The sequence below is a fragment of the Clostridium pascui genome, assembly GCF_016908015.1.
In the GTDB taxonomy this organism is placed as follows: Bacteria; Bacillota; Clostridia; order Clostridiales; family Clostridiaceae; genus Clostridium_AK; species Clostridium_AK pascui.
Genome location: NZ_JAFBDB010000001.1, coordinates 617,093 through 638,059, shown reverse-complemented (window position 1 = coordinate 638,059; position 20,967 = coordinate 617,093). Strand labels below are relative to the sequence as shown.

22 protein-coding genes and 1 pseudogene are annotated in these 20,967 nt (G+C 28.4%); 21 read left to right on the top strand and 2 right to left on the bottom strand.

Going from position 1 to position 20,967, the window contains the following annotated elements:
* Positions 1-99: 99 nt before the first annotated feature.
* The 12 genes from JOC70_RS03445 (at position 100) to JOC70_RS03390 (ending at position 14,063) form a co-directional block, all read left to right on the top strand.
* Positions 100-5,241, top strand: coding sequence for a phage tail tape measure protein (locus JOC70_RS03445; protein WP_204597484.1), 5,142 nt, complete (start codon positions 100-102; stop codon positions 5,239-5,241).
* Between the two features lie 16 nt (positions 5,242-5,257).
* Positions 5,258-5,776, top strand: a complete 519-nt coding sequence (locus tag JOC70_RS03440; RefSeq protein WP_204597483.1) for a hypothetical protein — start codon at positions 5,258-5,260, stop codon at positions 5,774-5,776.
* Between the two features lie 80 nt (positions 5,777-5,856).
* Complete coding sequence (locus JOC70_RS03435) at positions 5,857-6,732, top strand: SU10 major capsid protein (RefSeq protein WP_204597482.1); 876 nt, start codon at positions 5,857-5,859, stop codon at positions 6,730-6,732.
* A gap of 9 nt (positions 6,733-6,741) precedes the next feature.
* Positions 6,742-6,909 (top strand): hypothetical protein, encoded by a 168-nt coding sequence (locus JOC70_RS03430; RefSeq protein ID WP_204597481.1) that lies wholly within the window; start codon positions 6,742-6,744, stop codon positions 6,907-6,909.
* A 126-nt stretch (positions 6,910-7,035) separates the two neighbouring features.
* On the top strand, positions 7,036-7,509 hold the full coding sequence (locus tag JOC70_RS03425; protein ID WP_204597480.1) for a hypothetical protein: 474 nt from the start codon (positions 7,036-7,038) through the stop codon (positions 7,507-7,509).
* 13 nt (positions 7,510-7,522) lie between these two features.
* The gene (locus tag JOC70_RS03420; RefSeq protein WP_204597479.1) at positions 7,523-9,127 is read left to right on the top strand and encodes a terminase large subunit; all 1,605 of its coding nucleotides are present in this window, start codon (positions 7,523-7,525) and stop codon (positions 9,125-9,127) included.
* A gap of 15 nt (positions 9,128-9,142) precedes the next feature.
* A complete protein-coding gene (locus JOC70_RS03415) occupies positions 9,143-9,295 on the top strand; it encodes a hypothetical protein (protein ID WP_204597478.1) in 153 nt (50 codons plus the stop codon).
* A gap of 16 nt (positions 9,296-9,311) precedes the next feature.
* Complete coding sequence (locus JOC70_RS03410) at positions 9,312-10,691, top strand: phage portal protein (protein ID WP_204597477.1); 1,380 nt, start codon at positions 9,312-9,314, stop codon at positions 10,689-10,691.
* Positions 10,672-11,472 (top strand): minor capsid protein, encoded by an 801-nt coding sequence (locus tag JOC70_RS03405; RefSeq protein ID WP_204597476.1) that lies wholly within the window; start codon positions 10,672-10,674, stop codon positions 11,470-11,472. The genes JOC70_RS03410 and JOC70_RS03405 overlap by 20 nt, the downstream gene beginning before the upstream one ends.
* A gap of 385 nt (positions 11,473-11,857) precedes the next feature.
* Positions 11,858-12,430 carry a tyrosine-type recombinase/integrase gene (locus tag JOC70_RS03400; protein WP_204597475.1) on the top strand — a complete coding sequence of 191 codons (573 nt, stop codon included), beginning with the start codon at positions 11,858-11,860 and terminating at the stop codon, positions 12,428-12,430.
* Between the two features lie 245 nt (positions 12,431-12,675).
* Positions 12,676-13,029, top strand: coding sequence for a hypothetical protein (locus tag JOC70_RS03395; protein WP_204597474.1), 354 nt, complete (start codon positions 12,676-12,678; stop codon positions 13,027-13,029).
* Between the two features lie 14 nt (positions 13,030-13,043).
* Positions 13,044-14,063 (top strand): Ig-like domain-containing protein, encoded by a 1,020-nt coding sequence (locus tag JOC70_RS03390; RefSeq protein ID WP_204597473.1) that lies wholly within the window; start codon positions 13,044-13,046, stop codon positions 14,061-14,063.
* Positions 14,064-14,260: 197 nt separating this feature from the next.
* Here JOC70_RS03390 and JOC70_RS03385 read toward each other — a convergent pair whose 3' ends face one another.
* Positions 14,261-14,431, bottom strand: a complete 171-nt coding sequence (locus JOC70_RS03385; protein WP_204597472.1) for a hypothetical protein — start codon at positions 14,429-14,431, stop codon at positions 14,261-14,263.
* Between the two features lie 390 nt (positions 14,432-14,821).
* Between JOC70_RS03385 and JOC70_RS03380 the strand changes: the two genes are divergently transcribed.
* Entirely contained in the window at positions 14,822-15,127 is a 306-nt protein-coding gene (locus JOC70_RS03380; RefSeq protein ID WP_204597471.1) for a hypothetical protein, read from the top strand.
* On the top strand, positions 15,124-15,372 hold the full coding sequence (locus JOC70_RS03375) for a hypothetical protein (RefSeq protein ID WP_204597470.1): 249 nt from the start codon (positions 15,124-15,126) through the stop codon (positions 15,370-15,372). The genes JOC70_RS03380 and JOC70_RS03375 overlap by 4 nt, the downstream gene beginning before the upstream one ends.
* A gap of 79 nt (positions 15,373-15,451) precedes the next feature.
* Here JOC70_RS03375 and JOC70_RS03370 read toward each other — a convergent pair whose 3' ends face one another.
* Positions 15,452-16,435, bottom strand: coding sequence for a tetratricopeptide repeat protein (locus JOC70_RS03370; protein ID WP_204597469.1), 984 nt, complete (start codon positions 16,433-16,435; stop codon positions 15,452-15,454).
* 511 nt (positions 16,436-16,946) lie between these two features.
* Between JOC70_RS03370 and JOC70_RS03365 the strand changes: the two are divergent.
* From JOC70_RS03365 to spoIIIAE, 7 genes and pseudogenes are all read left to right on the top strand, one after another.
* Positions 16,947-17,093 (top strand): annotated as a pseudogene (locus tag JOC70_RS03365) (elongation factor P); the annotation flags it as partial.
* 67 nt (positions 17,094-17,160) lie between these two features.
* Positions 17,161-17,577, top strand: coding sequence for a CD1247 N-terminal domain-containing protein (locus tag JOC70_RS03360; protein WP_204597468.1), 417 nt, complete (start codon positions 17,161-17,163; stop codon positions 17,575-17,577).
* A 175-nt stretch (positions 17,578-17,752) separates the two neighbouring features.
* Positions 17,753-18,673 carry a stage III sporulation protein AA gene (spoIIIAA, locus tag JOC70_RS03355; protein WP_204597823.1) on the top strand — a complete coding sequence of 307 codons (921 nt, stop codon included), beginning with the start codon at positions 17,753-17,755 and terminating at the stop codon, positions 18,671-18,673.
* On the top strand, positions 18,670-19,188 hold the full coding sequence (spoIIIAB, locus tag JOC70_RS03350; protein ID WP_204597467.1) for a stage III sporulation protein SpoIIIAB: 519 nt from the start codon (positions 18,670-18,672) through the stop codon (positions 19,186-19,188). Before spoIIIAA ends, spoIIIAB begins: the two co-directional genes overlap by 4 nt.
* A 15-nt stretch (positions 19,189-19,203) precedes the next feature.
* A complete protein-coding gene (gene spoIIIAC / locus JOC70_RS03345; protein ID WP_035307006.1) occupies positions 19,204-19,401 on the top strand; it encodes a stage III sporulation protein AC in 198 nt (65 codons plus the stop codon).
* Positions 19,402-19,410: 9 nt separating this feature from the next.
* Positions 19,411-19,797, top strand: a complete 387-nt coding sequence (spoIIIAD, locus tag JOC70_RS03340; protein ID WP_035307005.1) for a stage III sporulation protein AD — start codon at positions 19,411-19,413, stop codon at positions 19,795-19,797.
* A gap of 10 nt (positions 19,798-19,807) precedes the next feature.
* Positions 19,808-20,962 carry a stage III sporulation protein AE gene (spoIIIAE, locus tag JOC70_RS03335; RefSeq protein WP_204597466.1) on the top strand — a complete coding sequence of 385 codons (1,155 nt, stop codon included), beginning with the start codon at positions 19,808-19,810 and terminating at the stop codon, positions 20,960-20,962.
* Positions 20,963-20,967 lie beyond the last annotated feature (5 nt).

Genomic DNA, 20,967 nt, shown 5'->3' with positions numbered 1-20,967 from the left:
TATCACTTTACTTTTTATTTTTTAGTGATAATAATTATTGATTTTATTTAAAAGTTATTATTAGTAAAAAATAAAAATGGAAATATAGTAAAGGAGTTGATGAAAATGTTTGGAATTAAAACTCAACTAGATATAAACAGTATTAAACTTTGCAGACAAGAATTCGAAAAACATTTAAAAAATATGCAAGACTTAGCAAATAAAAATGTAATTAAAATTAAGATGGATAATGTGAATAGTCAATTAAATGATACTAGAAAAAGCTTTGAAGGTATTAATCAACAAACTAAAAGTTTTACTGACAATATGGGATATGCTATTAAAAGAGTAAGTCAGTTCGCACTAGGAGTATCAATCGTTTATGGGGCAGTTAGAGAGCTAAAAAGTGGACTGCAGGAAATAAGTAATCTTAATAAGAGCAATGTTAATATCGCTATGATTACTGGAGAGAGCGTTGAAAATATTGAAAGAATGAATAAAAGTTGGCTTGAAATGAGTAAAAACCTTAAAGTTGTTATGTCAGAAACAGTTGATGCTCAAGAGGAATTTTTGCGTGCTGGTGATAGCATAGAAGAAGCCAATAAAGATGTAGAAACAAATATAAAATTAGCACGTATTTCTGGTCAAAGCAATAAAGAAGTTGCAGATTCATTAATTATATTAAAAAATGCCTATAATTTAAATTCTGATGAATTACAAAAAACTGCATCTAAAATAGCTTTATTAGATAATCAAAGTGCTACATCTAGTGCCAAAATAAACAGTGCAATGAGTTACACAGCACAGACTGCTAAAGAAATGGGAGTATCTATGGATTTTCTATTGGGTACTCTAACCACAAATCTAGAAAGATCCAAACAAGGTGGAGAAGCGATTGGCAGGGCGTGGAAATCAATTTTTTTAAATATGCAAAAGTTGCAAGAAGGTGAAGACATCGAGGGTCTTTCCAAACTAGAAGATGCACTAAATACACAAGGTATAGCTTTAAGAAAAAATGAAAAAGAGTGGAGAAACGGAGAATTAGTTTTAAAGGATTTACAGAAGTCTTGGTCAGAATTTGATGATATAACCAAAAGTAATATCATCAATTTAATGGCTGGAAAAAATCAATCAGAACAATTCCAAATCGCCATGAATGAATCTACTAGGGTATTAGAGTTAGAGAACAAAGTTAAGCATGATAGTAATAGTTTAAACGAAGCATATGAAAAGCATTTGGATAGTATAGATGCAAAAATGGCAAATCTTAAAAATACTGCAACAGGTTTTTGGATGCATTTAATAGATTCGAATACAATTAAAAGTGGAATAGATGTGATAACTAACATTATAAAAGGCATAGATTATTTAATTGTAGATAATAAGTTATTAGGGGTATCCATTTTGGCATTAGGCGGAAGTCTGTTAATTGCTACTAAACATATGTCAGGATTTAAATTTGCAATCGGAGAAGTTATTACTTTTTTAAGTTTACTAAAAACAGAAGGTATTGCAGCTTTTGGAGCATTGATGATTGATCCAATCATACTAGGCTTTGCAACAGTAGTAGGAATAGCTACCTATAAAATAATAGAACATATTAAACATCAAACTCAGCTAAAAGATCAAATAGATCAATTAAAAACATCTTATAAGTCACTTACAGAAGCCATGAAAGAAAATAATGTAAATGGAATGGAAGGTTCTACTTCCGATTTAAAGAAAAAACAAGATCAATACAAGGAGTTGCTTAAACAAAGAAAAGAGTTAGAAGATAGATCTAAAGATATTAGTAAATCAGATATGGACGACATGGAAAAAACTACAGCACAAAATATCATATCAAAACAATTATCTGATACCAATAAGAAGATAGAGGAACAGGCAAACGCTTGGGAAGAAGCAGGATATACGATTAACAAAGCAACAGGCGAGGTTCAACAGTTAAATCAAGCACAAACTTTACTTGAGAATAATAAAATAGCAAATACTATTAGGGAACAATCTCAAGCTGAAATAGATAATAGAAATGAAATTATAAAACTTATCCAAGAGTATCAAGGATTAGATGCTATAGAAAATAAAAATGCTATTCAAAAGGAAAGACTTTCTCAGTTATCTGAAATTCTAACATCTAAAATAGGTGGACTTGTAGTAAGTAAAGACAAAGAAGGAAATGTGACAATTAAGAATACAGATTTGTTAGATAAAGAAATAAAGATGTTAAATACAGAGGGAGCAACTGTTGAAACTTTAACTGCTGTAAAACTAGAACATGCAAAGAATAACGCAGTTATAGAAATAGGTAAGACAAGAACTACTTATGCTGAAGTAAAGAAGAGGATAGAGTTCTACAAAGAAGAAATGAAGGCATTAGGTGATTTAAAAAGTTCTAATGGTACAACTTATGATGAGTTAAGTACTAAATGGAATAAAGACCCTAGTAGTTTAACCAAAGATGAAAAAATACTATTTGATAATATGCAACGTGGCGGAGTTGCAATGGGAGTTAGGGATTCTACAAATTTATATAACCTTCAGAAATATATAGATGAAATAGACAAAATTTATGCTTCTGAAACAAAGGAAATAGGCAAAACAACTGATTTATTAAACAATGATTATATTCCTGCAAATGAAAAAGCTACTAAAGCGACAGATAGAAATACTATTGCAATTAATAATTCTAAAAATATGATACGTGATTACGAAAACGCCCTAAAATCCTTAGATAATACTATATATAAATTAGAAACTGATATGTCTAATATGGATGATACCAGTCAAACATATAGAGATGCTTTATCTAAAGAAATAAAACTGCTAGAACAAAAGAATAAAACTTTAAATGATGGTATGACTATAGCCAAAAACCAAATGAGTGTTTTAAGTAAAATGCCTAAAACAAGTACAACATCTACATCAAGTAGCTCAACATCAGTTAAAGTAGGTGGTGGTAAGAATGTTACTGCTTCTCAGTTAGATAGTATGCTTGGTGGAGTACTTAAAGGACATGGTGCTGATTATTTAAAGTATTCTCAGCAATATAATGTAGATCCAGCCCTAGCAGCTGCTATAAGTATCTCCGAAACAGGACATGGAACTTCTTATGCGGCAAGAGTTCAAAACAACCCCGGTGGTATTATGGATTGGAATAATAACTGGAAAACAGTTAAGCAATTCAGTTCTTTAGAGGAAGGTATAAAATATCAGATAAAGAATTTAAAAGATACATATATAAGTCAAGGGTTAACGTCAATTGAAGCTATAGGTAGCAAATATGCCCCAATAGGTGCATCTAATGATCCAAATAACTTAAACAAAAATTGGATTCCTACAGTTACAGAATATTACAATAAAATGACCGGAGGAACTTACAAAGGTTCATCAAGCAGTAGTTCTAGTATTTCGTCAGAAAATAGTGTAGAGACACAAATTGATAGCCTTAAAAGTAAAATTGAAGAATATGAAAAAGAGAAAATTGATAATACTCAAAAGTTAGAAGAATTAAAGATAGCAGAATTGAACTCTCAAATGAAAGATTATGATAAACAAATTTCCCAAACAGATTTAAAAATAAGTGCTTCAAAAACCAATGCTGATTTATATAATGAAGGCACTCAACAGAAAACACAATATCTTACTGAGCAATGGAAAGCAATAAATGAGCGTTATGCACTTATAGCAAAAAAAGAACAAGCTTTAGGGAATGCTATAAAATCTGGAAATTATACTGAGAAAACAGTAGCAGATTTAAAGAATCAGTTAGCTGAAATTAAAAACGAAGAATTAACTACTATCAAAGATTTACATGATGCTTTTACAGAAGCATATGATGCTCAATATTCTTCTAAAGTAAATGAGTATAAGAAAAGTATAGAAGAAATTCAATGGCAGCTTGACAACTTGGATGAAAAATCTGTTGATGCACCAAAGCGGAAATATGAACTCAATAGATCATTGTTAGAACAACAAGAACAGATGAAAAAAAAGACTTTAGAACAAATGAAAATAGTTGAAGAAATGTTGGCTAAAGAAAAATATGATTCTACAAAACAAGTGTGGATAAATCAACTTGATCAATTAAAAGAGTCTTTAAGAGAAATTGAACAAAGTACAGAACAAATAACAAGTAATATGGAATCATTCTTATCTAATATGCAATCTTCAATAGAGTCTTTACAAAGTAATATAGTATCGGCATTAAAAGCACAATATAACGATGAAATTCAAGCATTGCAAGAAAAAATCAATATATTGCAAAATGATACACCAGATAAACAAAATAGATTGAGTGCTTTACAGAAAGAATTGAAGGAATGGGAAAAAGACGATAGTCAATTCAGTAAAAACAAACAATCAGAATTAAGAAGCGAAATAAAAAAAGTTAATAAAGAACTCCAAATAGCTGATTTACAAAGCCAAATAAAACAAAAACAAGATGAATCTGAAGATAGTAAGTTAAATAAAGAAGCAATCAGGATAATGAAACGTGGAGACACAACTGAAATTAATAATTTACTAGAAGAGTGGTTGCCTGAATATAAAAATAAGTTTGATTTATTTGGGGACGATTATAAGACAACAATTGCCGAACAAACAAAGAAGCAATTAAGTGAGTTTAAAAATTTCTCTTCTATTGCAGAAGATATAAGAAGTAAATTATATGAGTTAAATAATGAGTCATATAGTCCAAATAATACATCGTCGAATTCTTCTAGCAAAGTTAAGCGTAATGAAGATGGAACAATAGGGACTGTTTCTGAAAATGATTATGGAACTAAATTTGTAACTTACACTTATAATGGACAAGAAAGAAGTGTACAGGCAGGAAGTGTATTTGACCCTAACAGTTCTAATTTCATTGGTTATGCCAGTGGGACAACTAATGCTCGTGGAGGTATAAGTATGGTTGGTGAAGAAGGAGCAGAATTAAGAGTGTTAAATCAAGGAGATGGAATAATACCGACAAATATAACTGAAACTCTAATGGATTTTGGTAAAGACCCATCAAATTATATAAGTGATTATTTACGCAATTTTAATTTGAGTAATATAATGGCAAATATACAATTACCAAATATTACATTGCCTGATTTTTCAAAGTTAGTACCAAAGACCCAAATAAATTTAGACCAACCTTTAGTAAAGAATGAAATTACTAATTATAACAATACCCCTTTTGATGTGGAAAATAATATGAATAACTTCGAAAGAATGTTAAAGCAACAAGTTGGAAGTAGATTAGGATTAATAGGATAGAAAGGAGATAAATAGAATGGAAGATAATAAAAATTTAGAAAATCAAGAATCTGAAACTAAGGAAGAAATAAAACAAGAACAGGAGGAACAAAAACAAGAAACTGTTCAAGATGATGAAAGTCAAACAAAGGAAGAGGTTAAAGTTGATGAAACTAAGCAAGAAGGAGCTGAAGATAAAAATGAGGAGTCTAAAGAGGATAATAAATATTCTGAATTAGAACAAAGATATAAAGTTCTAGAAGAAGAAAATAGAAAAAAAGATGAAGCATTAAAAGAACAAACAATTAAAAGTACTATATTAGAAAAAATATCAGACAAAGATTTACAAAAAGCAGTTATAGAAACTGGACTTGTTAAGGATGTCGAGGACATAGAAAAAGTAATTAAAATAGTTGAATTATCTAAGACACTTAATAAGAGTAAATTCAGCGATGGATATAAACCAACTGATGAGGTTAAAGCCGATGCATACCAACAGGCAGAGAAAAAAGGGGATATATTTAGTATGATAAAGCAAAAGATGAATAAGCAATAGTATGACTATTAACTTAATGTTAGTAGTCTTTTTATATATTAAAAAATAAAAAATAAATTGAGAAAAGGAGGTATACGTATATGTATACAATGAACAATAATGCACAAAATCAGTCACTAGACTTATCTAAGGAGATAGCAATACTAAATCCTAAGAGAACACCACTATTAAGTTATCTTTTACAGAATGGAAAGGTGACTAAGGCTGAATCAAACATAATAAACTGGTATGAAGAAACATTAAACACTAATGCTATTAAGACAATACAAGAAGGAGCAAATGCACCAGCAGAAACAGAAGATTCAACTGCACTTTTAACTAACTTTACAGAATTATTTGCAGGTACAGCAAAAGTATCAAACACTGCACAAGCCTCAACAATTGTTGGTGTAGATGATTTAATGGCTAGAGAAGTTAGTAAGAAATTAACACTATTGAAGTATAAAATGAATGATATATTAATGACAGGAACTAAGGCAGCTAAAACTGAAACAGAAGGTCAGAAGACGAATGGTTTATTGAACTTGGTTAATGATTCAAATGTTATTACTGCAAAGGCTGCTAATGTTGCGGTAGATGAATTTGAAGCGATGCTGAAGATTATGTATGATAGTTCTACTAATGATAATATGATTTGTTTTTGCTCAGATGTTCAAAAACAAGTAATAAACAAGTTCTATAATGTATCATTTATGGCTAAAGATGAGTTTTTAGGATTTGTTTGTGATCGTTACCATACAGACTACGGTGATGTTACATTTGTTTTAGAACCTTCATTGGCAAACGCTAAGAGTATAATTGTAGTAAATCCAGACTACTTAGAACTTAAGGAATTACAGCCTGCTCAAGCCATTGATTTAGCAGTTACAGGAGATTCTATAGCTAAAATGGTAAAATGGGAAGGGTGCTTAAAACTTGCTAATAGTAAAGCAGCAGCAAAGATAGTTTTACTATAGGTGATACATATGAAATTTAAAACAGAAAATTTATGGTTGTTTGTAGAAGGAATACAATTTAGAAATGGAGTATATTCTACTACAAATGAAAATGAGATAAAACTTTTAAAAAAATATGTTGATAGTATCAGTATAATTGCAGAAGAAAAAACTGTAAAACCTAAGAAATCAGAATAATAAACATTTAGGATAGGGATTAATTTCTCTATCCTATTTTTTAATGTATATTCAAGAATTTAAGATGCTATTGAATTTTTAAATATAGATTAAATTCAAAAATACAATTAAGGAGTGAAAATTATTATGGCAAAAAAGGAAACTAAAGAAGTTAATACAAAGAAAAATTTCTTTACAGAATTATCACATAAATTTTCAAAACCATTTCAAAAAAAATATTATTACTATTTTCTCTGGAAAAATAAACTAAGTAATTCGGAAACAGATTTTTCAGCAATTTCTGAAGAAGAATTTATAAATAAATATTTAAGAAAAAAGAGAAATGGGAAAACAACAGAGGGTAAAAAGAGTTATAAATCATTACAAATGTGGGAAAGTACAGATCAGTATCAAGGGTTAATGCAAGAATATTATAACTTTAAAATGAATCGAGATTTTTATAAGTTATATGAAACCTATTTAGAAAAAGCAATGAGTGGGGATGAAAAAGCTTTAGATGCTTTAAAAACTATTAAGAAAGAAATTGAATCATTGAATAAGGTTCAGAAAACTAGTAATAAACCTAGCGAAAATGAAGGTGCAAAATTTGATTTAACATAGGAGGTGAATAATTTTGACAGAAGCTGAACAATTAAAGATAGTAATGAATGATGGTAGATTATTCGCTAAAAATCTGACTAAAATTTTAAATGTAAATAATGAAAAAGTTCCATTTGTTTTAAACAAAGAACAAGAAATAATGAATGATACTTTAAAAGATAATAAATTTGTTTGTTGTCTTAAAGCAAGGCAACTTGGGATTTCAGAATATTGTATTAATTATATTATAAGAAATATGCTTATGATTGATGATATAACTTGTCTCATAGCTAGTTATGATGATAGAAGTGTTAGAGGTGTTGTTAATAAATTTAAAAGGCAATATAAATCTATTCCTAAAAAATACAAATTAGATGTTGAACGTAATAACGATAATGAATTTAAATTAAGTAATGGTTCAAGATGTGTATTTTCAGTAGCAGGAAATAACGACCTTCTTAGAGGGGATACAGCACAAATTATCATGCTTACAGAATTCGGAATTTGGAAACCTGATGTACAAGAAGATGCTTTGACTTCACTAGAACCTCTATTAAGTAAAAATGATAAATCACGATTAATTATAGAATCTACTGCAAAACAAGGTACAGTAGATTATTTTTATAAAATTTGTATGGGAGCATTAAAAGGTGATTCAAAATATATACTTGCTTTCTTTCCATGGTATGAGAATAAAGAACTTTATAAAGTTGAATATAATATGGCTGAACAGTGGTATAAAAGTGATAATCATGGTACAAGGCTTCAAGAAAAAGACCTTGACCCATATGAACTAGAACTTTATAAGAAAGGAGCAACACTTAAACAATTGATGTGGAGAAGATGGAAACTGTTAGATATGAAATTAAATAAATTCTACAACGAACATCCAAGTATTCCTCAAGAAGCTTTTGCAGGAAATAGCACAGATAATGTATTCGACCAAGAAGCTATATTAGAAAGAACTAATTATATAAATACTAATAATATTAAACCTTTAAGTTATAAAGAAGCAAATGAAAATAAACCTTTACCAGACTTATTAAGTAAGTATTATGGTAAGGGTTTTAATATTTATAAGACTATTAAGTCTAATATAATCTATTGGGGCGGCACAGATACTTCTATGGGTATAGGTGGTAATAGAGATGGGCAGACAATTCAAATACTTGATTCTGATGGGGAACAGGTAGCAACTTTTAATCGTAATGATATACCAATTTACAAATTTGCAGATGTAGTATATGAAGTTGGAATGTACTTTAATTATATGATGTTGAACATAGAGATTAATGTTAACGGTGGAACTGGTGCAGACTTATTGACTAGATTGAAACAAAAAGGATATATTCAGATACTTAAAACTAAGAGATTTGATAAGATAACTGGAAAGGTTAAACTTTCACCTGGTTGGACTTCTATGGAAGGCACTAAATTAAAATTAATAAATGACCTCAAGGAATATTTTGAAACAGGAATGATATGTGTAAATGATATTGAAACATTGAATCAAATGAATACATACATAGAGAAAAATGGAAAGATGGGTAATCAAAGGGGTAATGATATGCATGATGATTTAGTTATTGCTTTAGGGTTAGCTGTTATGAATATGATTCAAAGTAAGAGTTATTTATGATAGGAGGAATGGATTGTGAATTTAAAAGAAGCTTATATATGGCTTGATGTTATTAAAGAAAGAATGGAAGCTGATACATGTGAAGATTACATAATTGATTGTTTGGAATTATGCAAGTTAATGATAAAAGAAAAAGTAACAGGATATGCAGATGAAAGAGTAAAGTAAAAGTGAGGTGAATAATTTGGACTTACAAGAATACATAAAAGAATATTATTGTAAGATTGAATGCTGGTTTGTAAGCGAATGTTGTCAGCAACAACATGTAAATAGAATTAATAAAGTAGTTGAAATAAAAGAATACCTTGATGGTCATAGAAAAAATGATAATCTGAAATTATTTATTGATGGTAGATGGGTAGAGCCTACTAAAATAAAATTAAATTTTGCTTCAGTTTTATTAGACCACAACGTTAGTTTTCTTTTAAAGAATCCAATTACATTAATATGTGGTGATGATGAAGAAACTTTAAAAGAATACCAAAAAGTGTATAAGAGAGCTAAATTAAAAAGGATTGATACTCAGATATATGAAAATATGAAAGCATATGGTCAAGTGTTTGAATATCTATGGTTCGATGATGAGGATAATATAAAAAGTAAAATATTATTACCTGAATGTAGTTATCCAGTTTATACGGATACAGGGAATTATGTTGCTTTTATTTATCATTTTATAACTCAAAATTATGTTGAATATTATACTGTTTATTATCCAGATAGAGTAGAAGAATATACAACTAGAGGCGGTAAGGCTAAATTAATAAGTACATATAAAAACTACGGTGGATTACCAATACCTTATAGAATACCAAAAAAAACCAACATGCTTGAAGGTAAGTCTGATGTAGAGTGTTGGAAAATGATAATAGATAATATGGAGAAATTAAGTTCAAAATATCAGGATGCGTTATATAAATTTATTACAGGAATTCCAGTAATGACAGGTACTAAATTAAGCATTACTAAAGATGGCAAAGGAGCTATTAATCCAGATATAGTAGGTTATGCTTTACAATTAGAAGACGGAAGCACCTTTGATTTTAAGCAGAATAAAACGGATTATCAAAGTATGAAACTATTACATGATACATTGTTTAATTATTTATTGATTGCTTCATGTGTTCCTGCTGTATCTTTAAATGCTCAAGATGTTAGCAATTTAAGTGAAACTTCTATAAGGATGATGTATCAATTAGCTATATTAAAAGCTGGAATTGATTCTCAAAATATGAAGGATGGGTTTTATGTTAGATGGGAACGGATAAGAAAAATGTTAGCACAAAAGAACATTTATGTTGAGGGGGATATGGATTGTGAGTTCCAAATGGAAATTCCTCAAAATGCTAAAGAGGTCATTGAAAATCTTAAAACATTAAGAGAAATTAATGGAATAAGCTTTGAAAGTATGTTAGCTAAGAACCCATATACTGCTGATATAAATGGTGAAATGGAAAAAATATTAAAAGAAATTAATGAAGATAATATTAATTTAGATGATGTTGAAACTGATACTACTAATAATGATACTGAAGGTGAAGGTAATGAAACAGAAACCAAATAATAACGAGAAGCAATTGAGCAATGACTTGGTTGCTTTATTTTTATTTATGTTGAGTTATAAAGATGATAAAGAGTTCAAGAAATTATTAATACTAAATAAGCAGCATAGGGAAGAATTAAAGGATTATATTGGTAAGATATATTTGAAATACATTAAAAACAATGAATTGAATATGACTTACAAAGATATTAATAAAGAGATTAAGAAATTAGAAAGTAAGTTAGGAAACATTGGTAATGATTTAAGGAAACAAGAGGATATAATATTAAGCTATCTATTGTATAGGACGTGTAAAGATAGTTATTATAAAAGTATAGATATAGTAGGTAAGTATAAGGATAACATTTCAAATGTAAAGGTTAGCGATAAAACTATTAAAAAAACAGTTGATAAGAAGATAGATGGTAAGAATAATACTCAAAGGAATAAGGTTAATAAAGAGAAGTTTATTAATAAAATTAAGAATGATATTAAGAAGGAATTAAAAGGAAAGAAGTCTATTGAGATTATTAATGAAACTATTGATAAAGATTTTAATAGTGCTGTTAACGTTAGTGATAGATTAATTAATAATGAAATAGGTAGAGTATTTAATGGAGCGTTAATGCAAGGATATAGAGATATTGGAATTAAGAAGGTTAGATGGTTAAGCGTATTGGATAAGAATACATGTAGTGAGTGTGCTTCATTAGATAATGAAGTATTTAATATTGATGATGCACCTATACCAATAGATGATACACATATAAATTGTAAATGTATACTCGTTGGTATGGTATAGAGAATAGGGGAATGGTAGTTGGTGTATTAATATAGAATGTGATAAATAAATATAGGATGGCGGTACAATAGAAAGTGTTGATATTAGTGAGTTTGGTATTGAATGTATTTACGCAACTATTTTGTATATACTGCTATATAATACTAAATGACAATAGAGTAAGTGTTTATATAATTATGTATTGAACGAATGACTATTAATAATATCTTGTTATATACTATGCATTGTACTTCTTTCTGAAACAAAAATAAATATGTGAATAACCACCTTTTATACTTGATTTTAGTATAAGTTGGGTTTATAATAATAATTACGGTGAATAACCACCTATAATATGTATTATAGGTGGGAAACTGCAATTATTATAAAAGGAGTAGGTTATATCATGAGTAATAAAAAGATACCTGAGTTTTTAACTGAACAAGAACAACAACAACTAATCAATGTATTTAATGTGAGATACTTTAATAGTTTAAGAAATAGAACTATGATTAAACTATTTTTATCAACTGGATTAAGACTAAGTGAGATGATAGACCTACAATGGAATCATATAAACTTAATGACAGGGCAATTAAAGGTAGTTGAAGGTAAAGGTTCAAAAGATAGAATACTATGGATCAGCGATGAAATGATAGAAGAATTAAGGTTATGGAAGGAAAAACAAGTTGAAAAGCTTGGTAAATGCGAATTTGTCTTTACTAATAGAGATAAAGGACAATTAAAGGATAGAGATGTAAGAGAAATGGTTGCAAATTATGCTGATAAAGCTGGTATTACAAAGAAGATAAGTCCACACGTACTTCGTCATACTTATGCTACAGACTTACTAAGAGCAACAAAGAATATACGATTAGTACAAAAGGCTTTAGGACATAGTGATTTGAGTACAACAATGATATATACACATATAGTTGATGATGAATATGAAGATGCATTAAGAAATTTTAGAAGGTAACAATTAGTTATCTTCTTTTTTGTATACTATTTTGTCGACAAATAAAACTGATTACCCCTATTGATAAAAAATTTCACTGAGTAAACCTATTTTTTTACGCACATCAAAAAATCATGATTTCAAGTAAAGCAATTAAACTTATAAATAGAAAGGAAGAAGGAAGCAATGAAAATAATAAACATATTAACATATGAAGAAATACAAGAAATTGTTGATGAAGTTATTAGTTAAAGGAGATGATATTTATGACCAATATTGAGCGTTTAAAGATGGCAATAGAAGGAATTGATATGGATGATAATAAACTTTTGATATATTTAGAAGAAAATACACTAATCTCAACGAGCAATTATAATCCTCAATCAAATTCTAATAAAAAATCTATTCTTAAAACAGCCTTATCTATATTAGAAGATATAGCCAACAATCCTCAAATAATGAAAAATTACAAGAATGATGATATTACAATTAGTAACTTTGCTGAAAACTTACAAAATAGAATTGACCAATTAGAAAAGAAAATTCGCCAGATTCCAGATGATGATTTAATTTCTACTAATAATAATGGTTCTAATTTTATTTATATGTTCACTAATTAAGGAGCTGATGCAGAATGAATATATTTAATGATGATTCTAACTTTAGCTACCTCCTAAATACAATGGGTGAGAAAATAAAAATTAATGGTAAAGAGGAACAATCTTTACTTTCTAATTATAAAGATAAAATTATTGATTATAAAAAAATAAAAACTATTGTACCATTTAATGCTGGCGATTTAGTTGAATATCAAGATAAAAATTGGATTATTATATCTGAAGTAACTAAAAACGATACGATTTTTAAAGCAACTATGAGAAAATGTAGAGAAATTAAGCACAATAACCAGCTTATAAATGGATTGGTAGATAGTAAAGTTTTTGATGTTATACAAGAAAAATATATTACACTTGTAGATAATCAAATATTAATAACTTTAAGTGATAAGAATTATATTAAACTTAATGATATATTAGAATTTAGTAAAAAAGCATATAAGGTTATAGGAATAGATGACACAAAAGAGGGACTTTTAACCCTTAGATGTGAATATGATGCAACCAATACGCATTTTTACTCAATAGAGTTAAATGCAACTTCTACAACGATAAGACAAGGAGAAATATATCAAATTAGTACAGTAGTAAAAGATGGCGAGTTTTTAGTTGAAAACCCTACATTAATATATAATGTAGCTGATGCAAATATTTGTAGTGTAGATAATACAGGACTTATTACTGCGAATACTATTGGGACTACTACAATAACTGTGAAACATGGAAATGTAGAAGCAATATTAAATTTAGAAGTTTTAGAAGCTATACCAATTAAGCCAATGACTATTAGTGGAGATTGGCAAGTTTATCTAAGCAAAACTAAAACATATACAATTACTTATGATGATGGAAGTCCAGTTATCGATAAAATATTTACATTTAGTTTTGCAGATTTAACTCTTGTAACTATACAATCAAGTACGGCAACTGAAGTTACACTCCTAGGAAATTCCAGTAAGAAAGGATTTGCAATTCTTAGTGCAACTTATGGAGATATTACATTAACTAAAAATATATGGGTTAGGAGCTTAATTTAAAAATATAATAAGTAAAATAAATAGTATTATAGATGTATATTAATGTAGGGATTTTTACATAAGATTTATTTTTAGTAGATTTTAAACTTTTAAAATTATACATAGTCAAGCACCTCGATTGTAATTATAGACAAATGAGGTGCTTTTTAATCCTAAATTAGGACAAATATGTCTTGCTTTTAATAAATGCTATTTTTTCATTCTTGTTCACTATCAGTAGTAATGGAAATTTCGTTATTTAAGCGTTTAAAGTCATTTTTTATTTTTAAAGTAGCATTGTCTTTCAAATATGCTAGTATTGAAAATATACCAACTATACTTACAAGGCTAACACAGACAATGGCAGTAATAGTAATAGAATTATCCATATCATTCTCTCTCCCCTAAACTTTATTTTAATGAATTATAATATAAAAAGCTTAATGTCTACTTACGCTTTTTCTGAATTTTAATAGTACTCTTTGAACTAAATTTTCCGTGAAATTTAGTTCTTATATTTATTATAAATGCAAAAAAATAAAAACCGATTTAAGTAATTTTTTATGTAATGTAAGTAGTTGAAAATACTATAAAAAATTTTTTTAATACTCACGCCATAAGAATTTATCAGTAACGAATATTTTTAGAGTATTTATTGATGTTTATATAATTTTTATATAAAATAGAAACAAATGGAAAATTGTGTAGAAAATTTGGATTTAAGAGAATTTATAACGATTACGAATTTAATGACTATGTCCTTGAGTTAAATAAAGGAGATGTTTCTTATCAATAAGGTACTTATACTTAAAGATGTAGGTTCAGCTTATAAATCACTATCAGAAATATTAGAGGTAAATGAAAATATAATAAGACATTATATTTTAAGAAAAAGCATGTTTTATAGAAACGTTGAGGATGTTCTATTAGATGATTTTTCTACGAAAGTATTTGGTAATAAATTTGAAAGAGAAGCTTTATATAATAGAATAAACTTTGATTATGTGACTGTTTCTCATTTTACTGGTAGATTAAATGGTAAAGAGCAGCCATTGTATAATTTATATTTGTATTTATGTATATGAAAAATAACAGTAAAAACATAGACAACCTATGCCAAAAGATAGATAGGCTAATAGACAGTACAGAAGATTCTGTTAAAGTTCTGTATACAACTGCTACTCAATGGAACATAGAGCAGAAGAATAATATACAACATATAGAGCAGATTTCAAAGAATACAGCTCAAACAGATTCTAAAATAGATGTACTTCAGGGGAAAATAGATGCTTTACTTTCTATTAAAAGCTCAAGAGAAGAAGATAAATAAACAAAAATAGGGGCTATGCCCCTATTGGTTTGGAATAGATATTTATTAAATTCTTAATAAGTTACGTACACACATTGTATTAATATAATACGTATTGGACATCATCTCCATTAATCGTAGTAGTTGAGCCATCCATGTATATTATTTCTATTCCCACTAAACTTACTCTTTGAATTGTATTATTATACCATGCAGCTTCCCATAAGTTATTTTGCCCATACGTAACACCAGGATTAACAGGCCCTGTAACTTGTCCTTTAAAATTAGAACTATGCCTAATTTCACAATACTGAACATCTCCTACAGCATTATATGGCACAACCTCAAATGTTGCATATTTAATAGCTTTATTTGATTTGTTAGTCCAAATAATATGGAAATCTACTCCACCCGCTGAATTTGGAGGGCTTGAATATATACTAGAAACTCTTATCGTATTCTTTATTTCATTAATATGTTTTTGCTTTCTTTGCTCTTCTTGCTCTTTTTCTTGCTTATTCAAATCTTCTTCATACTTTTTTTTCAATTTTTTTGCATTGGTATTATTAGAATCTAAATCCAATAATAGGTCTATATTAAATATAGCACTATCAAAATCACCTTTACTTGCAGATTGGTTAGCTTTTTTAACCTGGTCATCTATATACAGCTTAAGACTTTCAGAGGCTTTTGTTTGTGCTAAATTAAACCTTTTAGTATCTTCTTTTGTAACTTCTTTAAACGCAGCATAAGCTTTGTCATAATCTTTTTCACCTAATAATTTAGTTCCTTCATTAAATTTGTAGAGTGAAAGCTCAAGTCTATGGGATAAATCAATCCTTTCCTTAATTACACTATCATTTTTATATTTGTTTGCGATATTGTAATATTCTCTTGCTTCTTTAAATTTATTCTCGCTTAGTAATTTTTCACCTTCTTTAAAATTAATATCATAATTTTTGTTATTATTATATTTGTTAAAAGACATTAGTGCGGCTATAATTATTAATATTATACATCCCCATAGCATATATTTTTTCTTTTTTAATACATTCTTTTCAATGTCAATCTGACTTTCAGACATAATTAATTCCTCCCCTATATAAAATTATTAAGTAATTAGTATTAATTGCATATATTCCAATATATTATATATGGTATAAATTATACCATCATGGTCTTTAAAAGGCAATTTGGGGTTATTGTGTTAAAACTATAAAATTCATTAAATAAATTGGAAAAGGTATAATATTAAAAAGTGTGACATGGAAGTTGTTATAAAAATTATTAGTAAATTATGATGCAAAAAACAAATCATGCTTAAGAACAATTTATAATGTAGGATTATTAATTTATGAAATTGATGGAGTTAAATATACTACCATAAATGAATTTTAAAAACTTATATGAGTTATTTATATATAAACTACTATATAATATGTAGGAATTTTTTAGAATAAAATAATACTTGCATAAATTTAGGAGATGATGGTATACTATGTTCGTACGTACATAAACAAAATTCGCTTGTAATGACATACATGCATTTAGGTATTTTTAAATTCTTATAATCAGATTATATATAATTATAATTTCCAGGTGCAAAAGGAAATACAGCTACAAACGTATTAAAGCCAGCTACTGTAGAAACAGGAGCTATAATTCCAGTACCTTTATTTGTAAATGAAGGAGATGTAATCAGAATAGATACAAGAACTGGAGAATACATGGAAAGAGTATAATTATTATTTAAGCGACATACATTATGTATGTCGCTATTAAATAAATAAAAAAAGGATGTGAATGTTAATGAATTCTATTAAGTCAAGAGTTTCCTATTTAAAAGGTTTAATGGATGGGCTGAAAATTGATGCAAATGATAACGAAGGTAAAGTCATAAGGGAAATAGTAGATGTATTAGAAGAAATAGCAGACGAATTAGATGAATTAAGGGATTCTCAAAAAGATATGGAAGAGTATGTAGATAATTTAGATGAAAACTTAGCATACATAGAAGATGAATTGTTTGATGACGAAGATGATGACTATGATGAAGAGGATATAGATGGTTTCGTAGAGGTTGCTTGCCCAGATTGTGGTGAAACTATATATATAGATTCAGGAATACTAGATGAAAAAGAAAGTATAATCTGTCCTAATTGCCACAAAGATATTCCGCTTGAATTTGAATGTGATGGTCACTGTGAAGGATGCACAGAAGACTAAAAATTTTTATTTTAAATATACAAAATATTTGATAAATTACAACAAGGCTTGAGTTTATATAAACTCAAGCCTTGTTATTTTTTGACAAAATAAACTTTATAAAAAATCATTAACATAGGAATATTTTTAGATAAATATAAATACTTTTTAATAAGGGGAGGAGGATAAAAAGATGATAAATACTAAAGAAATTTTTCGAATACTTCCAGATAGCATAAAATCTTTAATAGGGGAAGAAAATTTTAATAAAGTTCAAGAAATTAGACTAAGAGTAAATAAACCCCTAATGTTAGAAATGGAGCAAAAGGAGAAAGTCTTTAATTATATCGTTTCATCTGAGGAAATAGATATAGTTTTAAAAAGAATGAGCAATTATTCCATTTATGCTTATGATGAAGAAATAAAAAGGGGGTATATAACTGTCAAGGGTGGTCATAGAATAGGAATATGTGGGAAATGTATAGTTGAAAAGGAAAAAATAAAAACTATAAAAGATATATCTTCTCTTAATATTAGAATAAGCAAAGAAATCTTAGGATGTTCTGATAATATAGTTAAATATTTAGTGGACAAGGATGAAATAGTAAATACAATAATAATTTCGCCACCTAAATGTGGGAAAACTACATTGTTACGAGATATAGCGAGAAATATATCTGATGGTATGGTTAAGTTTTCATTACTAGGCAAAAAGATTACAGTCATAGATGAAAGAAGTGAACTTTCAGCTTGCTATAATGGTGCTCCACAGCTAAATTTGGGGATAAGAACTGATGTTTTAGATAGTTGCCCCAAAAGTGAAGGTATAATAACAGCTATAAGAAGCATGGCTCCAGAGGTAATAATATGCGATGAAATAGGAACAGTAAGAGACACAGAAAGCATAGTAGCTGCTATGAATTCAGGAGTAAAGGTTATAACAAGTATACATGGTTATGATATTTCAGATTTATATAATAGACCTGTATTTAAAGAGATTATAGATAATAAGGTTTTTAAAAGAGCTGTAGTTATGAGTCATAAAAAGGGACCAGGAACTATAGAATATATATATGATTTTTTAGAGCAAAAGAAAATTTTTAAGGAGGTACTATGATTAAAATAATTGGAAGTATTTTAGTAATAGTTTCTGCAAGCGTTTTAGGGTATTTTTCCGGAGAGTTGTTTAAAAAAAGAACTAGGGAACTGAAGGAATTAGAAAGAGCTATAGGTATTTTAAAAAATGAAATAGTATACGCATATACTCCACTTCCGTATGCATTAGAGAAGATTGGACTAAGACTTATGGAACCGATAAAAAGCTTGTTCTTAAGTATATCAAAGGATCTTGAAGAAAATGTATCAGAAGGAGTATATGAAGCATTTTATAGTAATACAAATTTATATAAGAAAAATTTAAACTTAAACAAAGAAGATATTCATGTTTTACTAAATCTAAGTAAATCATTGGGAGAATGGGATGTAGAAAGTCAAAAAAATATTTTTCGTGTTACCGAAGAAGAATTAAGAAAACAAATTGAAGAAAGTGAAATTCTTACAAGAAAAAATTTGAAAATGTATAGGTATTTGGGGTTTTCTATAGGGGCGATTATAGTAATTATGTTTATTTAAAGGGGGTAGGTTTAAATGTTAGATATAAGCTTAATATTTAAAATAGGGGCAGTAAGCATATTGATAATAATATTAGACAAGATACTAAAAAGCAGTGGTTATGATGATTATGCTGTACTCACCAATCTAGCTGGAATAGTAATAATACTTATGATGGTAATAAATCTTATAAGTAAGCTCTTTAATGCAGTAAGGACTATGTTTCAACTTTAGGAGGATAACATGGAGATTATAAAAATAGTTGGATTTGCCTTTTGTTCTCTTTTTATTGTTTTAGTAGTAAAGGAGGCTAAGAAGGAAGATTGGGCTGTACAAATAAGCATGTGTGTTGGAATACTTATATTTTTATATATGGTCGGAAAAATAACATCAGTAATGAATTTGCTTCAAACGTTAGCACTTAAAGCAAATATAGATTTTATATATTTAAGAACGGTATTTAAGATACTCGCAATTGCTTACTTAGCTTCCTTTTGTAGTGAAATATGTAAGGATGCTGGACAAAATAGTATAGCATCAAAAGTAGAGTTTGCAGGTAAGATACTTATATTAGTATTAGCAATACCGATACTTATGGCAGTTTTACAATCAATTCTAAAAATAATGTAGGGGATAAAATATGAAAAAACTAATTATTTTATTGATAACACTACTATGCATAGGGATTATTCCTTTTAATGTACAAGCTTCTTCAAGTGGAACCGATATAGATAATAATATGGAAGTTCAACAGCTTTATGATTACATGACAAATATAAAGAGTGAAGAAGAAATATTAAAGGATATGGATATAAAGGAATATATAAAGACCTATATGAAAAGTGGAGAAGGAACGTTTTCAGTGAGCAAGGTATTTAAAGGAATAGCATCTTATGCTGTAAGAGAAACTTCAGCTGCAATAAAACTCATGTCTGTCTTGGTTATAATTTCTATAATATGTGCTCTCATAACTAACTTAGAAAGAGCATTTAGTAATGAAACGCTGTCGCATATAGCCTATTTTGCTTGTTATTCGTTAATAATAATAATTATGGCAAAGAGTTTTTATGTGGGTGTCGAACTAGCTAGAGAGACAATACAAAAGATGTCGGATTTTATGCTTGCCTTGATACCAATATTAATTATGCTTCTTACGGGAGTTGGAGGTATAACAGAAGCAACGCTTATGGATCCTATAATAATCGGTGCTATAAATATAAGTGCTGAATTATTTGCGAATATAATTATTCCATTAATTACAATAACTTTTGTGCTTCAATTTGTAAATAATATCTCTGATGAATTTAAAGTGGATAAGCTTGCTAAGCTATTAAATCAATGTGCTTTATGGATGCAGGGAATACTTATGACAATATTTATCGGAATAATAACAATAAGGGGAATATCATCCAAGACCATAGATCAAGTAGTAGCAAAAACGGCAAAGTATGCAGTGGACAACTTTATTCCTATAGTCGGAAAGTGCTTATCTGATGCTATATCTACTGTGGCAGGCTATTCAATATTATTAAAAAATTCTATAAGCAGTGTTGGGCTTATAATACTTATTGGTATGGTGCTGCTGCCAATATTAAAAATTATAATAACTGCCTTAGTATATAAGCTTACAGCTGCTCTTATCGAGCCTATAGGAGATAAGAGATTAGTAAGCTGTATAAGCTCAGCTGGAGACTCACTTATACTTATATCTGCATGCTTAATATGTGTGTCTGTTATGTTTTTTATAATGATAGCTATATTAGCATCAGCAGGTAAGGTTGCAGTAGGAGGTTGATTAAC